This window comes from Xenorhabdus eapokensis, from assembly GCF_001908105.1.
This window is the reverse complement of the sequence record NZ_MKGQ01000030.1, coordinates 21,357-32,771: the sequence shown is the minus strand read 5'-3', so window position 1 is coordinate 32,771 and position 11,415 is coordinate 21,357. Positions and strand designations below refer to the sequence as shown.

Genomic DNA, 11,415 nt, shown 5'->3' with positions numbered 1-11,415 from the left:
TTTATTGGGCGCAATCCCCCTTATTGGCAGAGTGATAGTATACATACCAGTATGTATACTAGGGGTCAGTTTGGATATCGAAAATTATTGTACGTTAAGAGCGTTATTTAACCAATAATGACAGATAACTAATTGATTTATCGTCATCTGCTATCGCTTTTAAGTTCTTGCGCTTTCGGTATCGTATTTAGGTTATCTCATTAGCCAAAAATACGTGCCAAATGCCGTATAGCGAGGAAATATACCCTTATGCGATAGCGAACACTATTCGAAAAACAACCTTAACGTACAATAATTTTCGATATCCAAACTGACCCCTATAAATTTTATTTTAAAAATACATATTTTATCGTCCAAAAAGCCTTTTTGGGGTCGTCTCACAAAACGGAAAATGAAGCACGTCAATGTGCGTTAACGCAAATGCGTCAATTCTGAATTAAATTCCGGCTTTGTCCATAAGGGCTTTTAAGGCTTCTGGATAGCTCATGCGATTTTTTATAGCCCACAGAACAAACCTGTTATAAGTTGAAACCGGAGGACGAATATTAAGATTTGCAGAAGGTTCTGCTGGTGTTCTGCGCACCACTTTTTGTACTGCCTCCCGACTTACAAATCCTCTGGAATCACCTACGACATCAATCTCATGATCAGATATTTCAGAACTTGGAGTATTGTCTGGCTTGATTGTAGATAAATCTTTAAACCCTAGGTTTTTTCCAGTCATGCTATTTCTTCCTGTCGCTTGATGATATAAGTAATAAGTTCTTCAACGACGCGGGTCGCATTGTCCCGCGCTTGATCAAGTCCGTTCACTTCTTTTGCATCCAATTCGGTCAAGTCAAGCTGATTGAAGAATAACGATTTAAAAGCGGCGCGTTCATTAAGGTGTGTGGTGAATTGAGGAACGCCACCTTCAACAAGCTGTTTGACAATCGCTTTTTCCAGCCGCGTTGTAATGATTGGCGAAGTGCGGGTAAACAAGACGCGATAGGGAATTTCTTTTTCAAACGCCTGTTCTTCTTCTTGAATAAGATGGATCGCCTTAGCGGCCATTTCTGCATCAGGCGGGCTTGCTTGAATGGGTATCAAGACCAGATTGGAACGGGCAAAAGCGCGGGACATTAAACGACTTGCAGTGCCCTCAAGGTCAACGAATACGAATTGGCGCTCTCTGCGATACCTCTCAAGCTTGGCTGTTATATTACTTTCGGTAACTTCAAAATCCACATGAACGGGATTTCTTGACAAGCCTTCCCGCCAACCTTTAATGGGTTGGTTTGGATCACAGTCGAGAATTGTCACACTGGCTCCCGCCGCCGCCAATGTTGTCGCCAAAACCAAAGCTGTCGTTGACTTGCCTGCGCCACCTTTAGGATTTGCAACGGTAATGACTGGCATAATCTCTCCTAGTTTTATTCACTTTAAGACATTATAGTACATTAAAACGCCTTATAAAACATTAAAAGGCGTTTGCGTCAATGTGCGTTAACGCAAACGCCTTTTAATTAATTTAATGTAAAATTAATAGATCCTGCCCCTAATACAGAGACCGCTTCAACGATATCAAATGCATAGTTTTCACGGTTATCACCAAACCATAGATGTAAATTGACCACTGTATTTTTGGCTATTTAAATTGACTGCTTAACGGCGTTCACTGTTCCATTGCTCCCAAAACCCCCATAACAGCATTTAAAGACTTTCATCCATGCCACGGCGTTTAGGACGTGGCGATGATTGATTGCCGGCCATTGTCTTAAGTTGCGTCGATTCATCCTTTGGTAAACGCACGTCTTGTTCGGCTTTAACGGGCTTTTTGCTGTCGTCAATGTACTTTGCCGTAGCCTTGGCAATGGTCAATTGCAGGGCAAACATCTGACGGGCAGTGTCAATGTCTTTGATCTTGGCCAGATCATTCCAATCAGATCCTTTGTCACCTACCGTAAATTCTGGAGCGACCACACCGCCTCCATACTGCGCGGCAACCTCCTCAGCCTTGACCAGTCCAACATTGGGATTACCCTTATTGGAGGCGGTGTGGTCGTTATCGGCCGCGATAAGCAGGAAGTGATGCGGGAAACGCCATCGCAAATTTTTGGCCACAGCATTGAAATTGCCACTGTCAAAGGCAACGATAACCGGTGCGTCTCCATTCAGCTTTGAAACTGTATACGCTGTCGCGTAGCCTTCCGCCATGAACAGAAGGGATTTTGAATCAAGTTCATTGAGTGCCTTTTGCGGATCATGCGTTCCGGCAACGGTAAACAGGCCATGTTTGCGTCCACCTTTCATAAAACTTTTAAAGGAGGGATTGACACTCTGCAACGTCCAGAGTTTTCCATGTATGTCCCAGCCGGGGATCAGCAAGTCACCCTTGTTGAAGACGCGAAAATCAGGGTTGGCGTCTCGCAACGCTTTGGCTTCCTGTGCGGTTTTGGCAATCCTGATGTTATGCAAGGCGCCAAGATATGAAATATGGTCGGGAACAACACGCAGCCCTGCCGGATCATCAATCCCTTTAATCTTGCAATAGGCATTGTCCGCTGTGGCATCCGTCGACTCACTCCACAAGATGAGTGCGGCCATTGCGGTCGCAGATTGTTCTGTCATCCGTTGTAGCTCGCGTTTTTTGCGTTGCAGGGCAGCGTCGGCTACCTGCTGGGCGCGTTCCTCCGCGTTCAATTTGCCAATCTTGCCTTCCGGTTTCCAATGGATGATCTCGCCGGTTTTGAAATTTTGAATGAAACCACCCGGTGTTTGTTCATCCATGTGCAAGGCATAGGCACCGCTCGTCGCCCCGGCTTTATCGTTTATGGTGGGGACGCGGTGGATTTTCCCATCAGCAACCGGATGGGAAAATCCATCATGGGCTTTATCAATGTCCAAACCCGCCTCTTTTAAAGCCGCGATAAACTGCCTGTCAACTGGTTCCGGCACAGCCGCCTTAACGACATGCGCATGGGCGGTACTCCATTTATCAAGGCCAGAGAGCGCAACATCCACACCTTCCGGCGCGTACCATGCCTTGGCCTCTTTATCCCATTTGGCACCGCGTGCCTTGGCATCGTTTTTCTCAAGATAGGGAACAGCCAGATAAGTACGCGAGGGCATGGGGTTCTCCGGGGGTTCATGTAGGACGGTTTGATCTGGGACACGGCCGGTCTTAAGACCCATTGGTTCGTTCTGCCGTTCGACCGCCACCTCTTGCGCCTTCTCATGTTCAAAGCCCATTATGTAATCACTGATCCGCTCCGCGTCTGCCGCCGCCCGAAAGATTTCACGGGGATCTTCTTTCAGTATCTTGATCCATGATCCGACATAGGCCGCATGCTGGCCAAAATCATGTCCGATATTGAGACGTTCACCCAGCATGAGTGAGGCAATTTCGGCTCTCAATTCTTCACGCGCGTAGCCTTCCGAACCAAACGGATGCGTCAAGTCACGCGCAAGGCGTGACGGATGGCCTGTCCAGTGTCCAAGTTCATGCAAAGCCGTGGCATAATAATTGTCGGCTGTGGGAAACTGATTGCGTGCAGGCAGCGTAATACTGTCCGAAATAGGCCTGTAAAACGCCCGGTCGCCGGGGTCATGCTGAATTTTTGCACCGGAATTCAATAAAATGGTTTCAGCGAGCATATGCCGTTCCGGTTCCGGTCTAACCGGCAGAGCGTCAAATGATGGCAGTCCATCAATTTGTGCGGCGTTGAACACAACGGCCGTAAAAGAACGAGGTCGCTCGAGCAGGACAGTGATCGTCTTTTGCTTTCCGGTTTCTGGATCAAGGATCGGACGGCCGTGCTCATCAACAACCTTTTTTTCCTCATTGAATTTCCAATAGACAATGTGCGTGCCCTTCTCCCCCTTGCGCACCTGTGCCCCCTCGCCTGCGGCTTGCTTATAGGTCATCCAGCGCGGATCACCATAACCCTGCATATGCAGCCATAGGGTATTCATGCCCCGGTATTTTTTTCCGGTCGTCGGGTTATAGGGCAAAAGCAGTTCACCCGGCTTCCACGGCCTTTGCCACGGCGCTGTGCCCTGCTCGAGTTGCGCAATGATCCGGGCTGTAACGTTTTCGGCATAATCCTGTTTCATCGTCAGTGATCCTCCTTCAACTGGATATGAACAGTCATGTTGGCTTCAAATGATTGGCTGCCCCCACCTTTTCAAGTCGGTCGTGTCATGTTTGGACGTTTAACGTACCCTTTTGCCGCCAACAACGATAGCTGTTGCGTTCTGGTCATTGACAGTCAGATCAGAATTTGACTCCCATGCGTCAGCCTCACTCATGGCCGTTTCTTCAAATGCCCCATTGCGCTCGGCTTCGGCGGCAGTATATTCAACCTGAATCCCCGGTGTTGCGGCATCTTTGGACGATTGGCTCACAATGGGATCAACACGCTGGGTTACAATGGGTTGTGTTTCATCTTTCCTGTTCATGGTACTGTTTTCCTTTTTTAATAAAGAGGGACGAATATATACGGCTGTGCTGGCCATGTATGGATTGAGTGCAGGTACATTGACCTGCGTGGAAGGATCGTGAATCCCATAGCGAGCCAAGTAGCCGTTGAGGAATCCTTGGTTGAAACTGCCCGTATTGTAAGCCGACAAAGCCGCCCTTAAGGCGGTTTGCGCGTTGGGATAGCGAGAAAGGGCATCGGTATAAAAAGCGCTGAGAACACGCGCACCGGCCGTAAGGTTCTTGCAGGGATTGAACATATCCTCAACCGTATAGCCCAGCACCTTAAGGTTCCGGCTGTTGACCTGCATATACCCCATATCAACGGAAAATCCGGCTTCAAGAGCCATATAAGTCACCGTGACGGCATCCTGTACCGTCTGGATGGGAATGGGACTTTTAAACGTGATTTTTTGGCGCCTCATTTGGCCGGCCTTGTCAGGTACATTCATCCATTTGGCATTGAAATGTAAGGCCAGCGGATTGTATTTGCTTTCCACTTGAATGATTTTTTCCAAAGTGACCGGCGCAACGGTAGGCGCACAAGCCATCATCATATCGACCCCAATCATTGTTTCACCAAACCCCTCGTCATCGCCTCTGTGTTGCCCCAAACCGCGACTGGAACAGCCACACCACGCACACTGTCCAAGGCCACCGCCCCAAAATAACGACTGTCAAAGCTCCCGGCACTGTAACTGGAAAACACCCATATCTCGCCGGGATTCACGACGTAATCACCGTCTGGCCATGCCGGAACGGCGGGCATCGCCGCAGTGTTTGGCAAAACCGTTCCATTAACTGTGGCAGGCTGGCCTTTTTGCAAATGAACGATATCGCCCTGAACGGCCGACACAGACTTTAAGAGAGGCAGAATGTCCGATCCGGCACAATCACCCGCCGACAGGTAGCCGCGTTCAGCCATGAGACGCACAATAGGCAATGCGGGCGGACAGACATCAACCAACACTCCCCGCTTGATGTTCCCCAACCGTACCCGCCAAAGCCCGTGTGGGGCGGAGTCTGTGAAGTTCAAACGAAAACCCTGAGAATGGCCGATGACAAATACCAGTGCGAGAAAAATGGCCGCACCCAAGACTGCAATTCCGAAACCTCGTCCTTTCATGCAATGACAAAGCCTCCATCAGTTGCCTTTGGCCGACGCGGCATTCCCCGCACAATGTCGGAGGGCACAGGTCTTATTTTTGAGCGCTTTGAAAACACAGGATCAGAAAAATAGAGAATTTGGCGGCCTCGAATGACGGGCTGCCCGGCAACAAAAACAAGCATTTCACCCGGAGCCGTGATTTGTTCCCCCGAACTGTCCTTGACAGGTCCGGGCAGGCGCATGATTTCATCCGGTGTCATGAGAGGCCGCTGCGATTCATGATAATCGCGCGAAACATGGTCAAGAACCATGCCGAACCGCTGCCCGGACGTCGAAACGTGTTCTTTCACAATGGTTGTCATGCCGGTCATTTTCGACATCCAGTCAGCGGTTTCAACCTTATTGGGCGCATAGGCAATACGCACGTGACAGTTGGAAATGATACTCTCGTAGTTGGTATATGCCTTGTAAAGCTGTTGGATGTCCTGCGTAATAAGATAGGCCTTGATGCCATACCCTGCAATATAGGACAACGCCTCCTCAAACACATTGAGTTTGCCCAAGGTTGGAAACTCGTCAAGCATCAACAGCAAACGGTGCCTATGCATGGTCTTGGCACGACCATCGTCAAACTCCATCTCATCGGCCAACGTCAAGACGATCATTGTCAGCAGGAGACGGATAAGCGGTACGAGCCGTTTCGATGTCTTTGGTGTTGAAATGAAATAGAGAGAGACGGGCTTGTCGTGATCCATTAAATCAGCGATTTTAAAATCGCTGCGCGATGTGTTTTCACCAACGATAGGGTCACGATAGAGCGCAAGCGCGTTGTTTGCCGTCGATATGATGCTTCCCAATTCCCGTGCCGGCGTGTTGAGCATACGAGTACCAATGCCGGTTATGACAAGCTGTGCTTCCCGGTCGGCCGGGTTGGAGGTTTGCAGCCGAACATTGCGCATTTCATAAAACAGTCCTGAAAGGGCTTTGGGATCACCATCCATATCGTCTACAAGATTGTTTTCTGTGTCCGGCGCGGCAAAGTCACCAACCCCCGTGAGCATATGGCCAATGTCTTGCAGACAGGGCGCACGGCCAACCAGATCACCTTTGTAAAGGGCATGAAGAATAAGCCCAACGAGCAATTCAAAAGCCGCACTGCGGAAATGATCGGTTTCAATGCCCTTCCCATCGGAATCGACGACCATCAACGTAATGTTTTGGGTATCGCTCACCTGAAACCGTGTACGGAACTGGATCTCATCCAACGGATTCCATGCACAGCCTGTATGTGGTTTGGCCGGATCAAAACGCAAAATGACATTATTGGCATGGTGTTTTCGCCAACCGGAAGTCATCGCATAGTTCTCACCTTTGCGATCCAATACGAAAACGCTGTGTGGCCAACTCAACAGCGTTGGAATGACAAGTCCAACGCCTTTTCCTGAGCGTGTTGGAGCCACAGCGCAAATATGCTCCGCGCCGTCATGACGCAGGTAGTAAACACGTCCAGTCTTAGCGTCATCATAGGCTCCGCAATAGACGCCCTGTCCCTGTTGTCCGTCACGCGGTAAAAGCCCTGTTTTTTTTATTTCTTCCAACGTCGCAAAATGCGCTGTGCCGTGTACATCTTCATGCTTGCGTGAACTGCGCGCCTTCAACCCGACCCATAGGACAAAAGCCGCAAGGGCGACAAGAATTCCAACCGCAAAAACAATGAACGCATAGTTGTAGAGCGTGGGTGCAGCATCATAAAACTGGAACAGCCACCGCCACCAATCAAACGGGCTATAGAATGTTCCAATAAGGGGATGGCCGAGCGCAGGATGATAGCTCAGTTGGCTAGCAATAAATTGAGTGCATATGCTGTTGAGTCCAACAATAAACAGCATGAGGTAAATTCCGCCCACAAGGCGTAATTTGGTGATCGATGAGTTTGTGCCGCTCATAGTTCAACCTCGTTCCCCCCGCCAATGAATCTTCCCTGTGCGTCAAGTTGAACGCAACGACCGCGTTTCCATTGCGCCGCTTTGACAACGACATATGAACTGGACGGTTTTACCAATATTTCACATCCGCACTTCAACAGCAGCACTTGCGTACCGTCCTCCATGCGCCTGTGCCCTTGGTAAATCACCTTTCCCACGTCGCTAGGCGTCCAAAGCCGATGATAGTCTATAGACGATATCTTGTCGCGCATTTTATTACGGTCTTTGATCCATTTTTCAACCGCACAATTTGATCTGGCAGAGGACATGATGTCCTTTCCGGATTTTGTCTGGCTTTTCGACGGCTGTTTTCCAGTATTCATGATTGCTGCCTGCTTTGCCCGTGCCTTCACGTCAACGGCCGTTTGGCACGCCTGATCCATTGCAAGGTCGGCGAAACGAATGTTGAGACCATGCAGGCCGGCAAGCTGGGCGACAACATGCTGAAACGAGGATGTCCCTTCTACAATAAGCGGTTGCCCCTCAAATTTCTTTGAAGCCAGTTCGAGCATAATCAGTGCCCCTCCTGTCGTCGTTTTCTGTGCCTGAATGTGGGTTGTCCGGTCAAGAACGATACCCCCATCAATGCTATGATAAACTACCGTTCCATCCTTGCGGCCTCGTGGATTTAAGGCTTTCAAAACAACGGTTTTTGCCTTGTCGGCGCGGGACGCTGTAAGAAGGTCATCATGCCAACGGCGTTCGTTTTTCTCCCGGCTGCGCAAAACGGACAAAGCCTCTGGAGAACCTTTCTCTGCCTGCACGATGAGCCAATCCATCCAAGCAGGCGTTGCGGTTCGTGCAAACACTATGTGTCGCTGTTCACGCATGGCATTGCGATGGGACGTTCGCGAGGCGTCAGCCTGCCGCTTTATGAGACTTTGCATCACCTTACGCACCGCCCCTTTGGCGGAGACGTTCAACACCATGAGTTGTATGTGCCGCCATTTCTGCAACTGTGCATTGAAAACCGCTCTCTCCCGCCTTATCTGCGCCAGACCGTCACGACGCGCCATAATATTGTTTTGGCGTTCCTGTTGGTACTGTTTAAACAAAGCGGCGGTAGAGGAATGGTATTGGCGGGGTTTTGGAACATAGGTCTTGGCGACACGCTGTTGACGCAGCGGTCTTTGCTGTGCAGGCTCGAATGCACCAAGCCGTTCTGTCAAGGCTGTAAAAGACAGATCACGGCCGCACGTGCTGGCCTTCGTCCAAAGAGGCAAGCCCGGATCCCCAATCACAAGACCGGCACCGCGCCGATGGATCTCCAATCCATATTCTGCGGCTTTGATATGGATCTCCTGCCAGCTTGTCGCTTCACGCAATGCAGGAACGACTTCACGGGTGACATAACCGGTCAACGTTTCAATACCGCTTTGAGCCTCTATATCGGCCGCCCGTGCGTTTATTTTTCCCGTGTCGCCGGTATCTACGCGATGGCCATGTCTCTGCCGGCGCAGGCTGTTAGCGCGTTCTGTTCTGCCCTGCTCCCCGTGGTTGGTGCGCTGCAAGCCATATTGAATTTCAAGACGGTCACAGGCCTCCATTAACCGTTTTTTGTCATAATAAGGTTCGATGTTTTGTAGGCCGGTGGGATGCACCTTGTTAATGGCCACATGCACGTGCAGGTGGTCCGTATCTGTATGCACCGCCGAAATACGATGATGATCACCATAGCCAATCGAGGTACAAAGCTCGTCCTCAATGGCATGTAAAACATCCAAAGATGGCCGTTCACCGGGTGGAAACGAAAAAACGAGATGATAGGTCTTGTCGCTTTTCGAGCGTGTGTTTGCAGCCTGCGTCGCTTCAATAAGGACGGTGGCGGCGGCCGGATCGTCGGTGCCACAATTCGTGACCCGGTAGCTCCCGATACGCTCTCCCCGCGTCGTTGTTGTTTTGGTGTCTAGAATATAGTCAGCCGTTCGACGCCATGATTTCGGGTCAAGGCCGCCTTGCGCCGCGACCATATAACGGATAAGCCGCGCCGGACTGGATGTCCCCTTGTTTCGCGGTATGCGTTTGGCAATCATCGGATGACCCGTGTCATAAGCGCCAACATTTCGGCCTGTATGACGCGAAAGTCTTTCATCATCGTCTCCACGTCAGTGGATCGTACCCCTTGGCCGCGTTTTTCGAGCAGCCACAGTTTCAAAAGGCCGGCGACACGACCAAGATCGCCATTGACCTTGGCCAAATCGGCAACAGCGACAAGATCAACGCGGGAGCGAACAGGATGATTCAATCCAGCCGCTTTCATATAAGAGGATAACGACAGGCCAGCTTGTGCCGCCCGTGCCGTTATTTCCGTCTTCTCATCATCCGTGACCCAAACCTTGATGGGCGGCACGGCGCGCCGGGGACGGGGACAAACCTCTTTTTTTTGTGCTTTCTTTCTGTTCATCAAAACCACCTTGAACGTTTGTGTTGCGGTTGCAGTGCAGAACAGGCGTTTCCGTTTGGGTTTGTCGCGGGAGCGACTGTCAGCCCCGCAGGGCAAAAAACCGTCGAGCCGCAGGCGAGTAAGGAGGGGGTGAAGGACGAAGCGACGCAGGAGCGTAGGCCTACAACACACATCTTGCCATCACACTCCGCCTAAACTATAGGCAATAGTATTTTAGTTGTAAATAATTATTTAAAATAACGTTTTTATTTATTATAGTTGCCTATAGTTACTTTAAGTTACCTGTATACAACGCAATAACACAAAATATTTCATTAACTTGCCTAGAATTTCTCTGTATTGCCTTGCGTTCTGGAATGATTGCATCGTATAAAAACCATACAAACTCAATCAGGAAAAGCCAATGAATGACAAAAACACAAAAACATATCGTGGCCAAGGGCGGGTCGCTTTCTTGGCTCACATTGATCTTTTTCGAACATTGGTTGAAAAGGGATATCCGTTGAAGGTGATCTATGCCGATCACAAAGACAAACTTCAAATCGGCTATCCCCAATTCACGAAATATGTCAACCGATACATATTAAAAACAAAACCAAATGGGCACCAAAAAAAAGAAATCATGAACGAAGATCAAGCAATGAAAGCCAACTCTCCCGGCTTTCAACACAATCCAAACAGTGCCAATACCCGTGACGATCTCATCTAAAAAAGGGAAAGGTGCCTATGAAACAGGTTCATCTTACACTTCAAGGCAAAGGTGGTGTTGGGAAGTCTTTTATCGCTTCCCTTCTCATCCAGTATTTGCAAGGAAAAGGGGAAGCGGTGACGGCCATTGACACTGACCCTGTGAATGCAACGCTTTCAGGCTATAAAGCTTTTAACACGCAACGTTTGGAATTGATGGAAAGGGGAACACTGGTTGAGCGAAATTTTGACCAACTGATCGAGAAAATCGTGAAAGAGGATACCAATTTCGTCATTGATAACGGAGCGGCCTCCTTCATTCCACTTTCCTACTACATCGCCGAAAACGATGCGATGAATCTCATCGCTGAACATGGAAAACAGGTTGTCATTCACACCGTCATCACTGGCGGCCAAGCATTGCGCGACACGTTGAGCGGTCTTGCTTCATTGATTGAATACCTGCCTGAACATGCAGTGCTGATTGTGTGGTTAAACGAGTTCTTTGGCGTCATAGAGGCCGAAGGAAAAACCTTCGAGCAAATGAAGGTCTATGACAGGTATAAGGATCGTATAGCGGGTCTTGTTCGTGTCATGCGCCAGACGGCCAGCACATTCGGTGAGGATGTAAAAGTGATGCTTGATGGCAAATTGACATTTGATGAAGTAAACCTGTCTCCTGATTTCGGTCTTATGTCCAAATCCAGATTGTCAAGGATCAAAAAGGCCATTTTTGATCAACTTGCACTTGTCCTCTAAAGAAAACAGGAAC

Annotated in this window: 10 protein-coding genes; 2 read left to right on the top strand and 8 right to left on the bottom strand. The window is 49.4% G+C overall.

All coding sequences use genetic code 11. From position 1 onward, the window contains the following. Nucleotides 1–436 precede the first annotated feature (436 nt). The 8 genes from Xedl_RS15695 to Xedl_RS15660 form a co-directional block, all read right to left on the bottom strand. The gene (locus Xedl_RS15695) at nt 437–724 is read right to left on the bottom strand and encodes a hypothetical protein (RefSeq protein WP_074024755.1); all 288 of its coding nucleotides are present in this window, start codon (nt 722–724) and stop codon (nt 437–439) included. After that, the gene (locus Xedl_RS15690) at nt 721–1,398 is read right to left on the bottom strand and encodes a ParA family protein (RefSeq protein ID WP_074024754.1); all 678 of its coding nucleotides are present in this window, start codon (nt 1,396–1,398) and stop codon (nt 721–723) included. Before Xedl_RS15690 ends, Xedl_RS15695 begins: the two co-directional genes overlap by 4 nt. A gap of 294 nt (nt 1,399–1,692) precedes the next feature. Further along, a complete protein-coding gene (locus Xedl_RS15685) occupies nt 1,693–4,095 on the bottom strand; it encodes a zincin-like metallopeptidase domain-containing protein (protein ID WP_074024753.1) in 2,403 nt (800 codons plus the stop codon). Nucleotides 4,096–4,194: 99 nt separating this feature from the next. Continuing rightward, entirely contained in the window at nt 4,195–5,031 is an 837-nt protein-coding gene (locus tag Xedl_RS15680; protein ID WP_074024752.1) for a lytic transglycosylase domain-containing protein, read from the bottom strand. Further along, a complete protein-coding gene (locus Xedl_RS15675; protein ID WP_074024751.1) occupies nt 5,028–5,585 on the bottom strand; it encodes a S26 family signal peptidase in 558 nt (185 codons plus the stop codon). The genes Xedl_RS15680 and Xedl_RS15675 overlap by 4 nt, the downstream gene beginning before the upstream one ends. Continuing rightward, nucleotides 5,582–7,513, bottom strand: coding sequence for a type IV secretory system conjugative DNA transfer family protein (locus Xedl_RS15670; protein ID WP_074024750.1), 1,932 nt, complete (start codon nt 7,511–7,513; stop codon nt 5,582–5,584). The genes Xedl_RS15675 and Xedl_RS15670 overlap by 4 nt, the downstream gene beginning before the upstream one ends. After that, the gene (traI, locus tag Xedl_RS15665) at nt 7,510–9,585 is read right to left on the bottom strand and encodes a TraI/MobA(P) family conjugative relaxase (protein ID WP_074024749.1); all 2,076 of its coding nucleotides are present in this window, start codon (nt 9,583–9,585) and stop codon (nt 7,510–7,512) included. The genes Xedl_RS15670 and traI overlap by 4 nt, the downstream gene beginning before the upstream one ends. Beyond that, a complete protein-coding gene (locus Xedl_RS15660; protein WP_074024748.1) occupies nt 9,582–9,956 on the bottom strand; it encodes a plasmid mobilization protein in 375 nt (124 codons plus the stop codon). Before Xedl_RS15660 ends, traI begins: the two co-directional genes overlap by 4 nt. A 403-nt stretch (nt 9,957–10,359) precedes the next feature. Between Xedl_RS15660 and Xedl_RS15655 the strand changes: the two genes are divergently transcribed. Both Xedl_RS15655 and Xedl_RS15650 read left to right on the top strand, forming a co-directional pair. Continuing rightward, on the top strand, nt 10,360–10,665 hold the full coding sequence (locus Xedl_RS15655) for a TraK family protein (RefSeq protein WP_074024747.1): 306 nt from the start codon (nt 10,360–10,362) through the stop codon (nt 10,663–10,665). Nucleotides 10,666–10,682: 17 nt separating this feature from the next. Then, a complete protein-coding gene (locus tag Xedl_RS15650; RefSeq protein ID WP_074024746.1) occupies nt 10,683–11,402 on the top strand; it encodes a nucleotide-binding protein in 720 nt (239 codons plus the stop codon). The last annotated feature ends 13 nt before the right edge of the window (nt 11,403–11,415 follow it).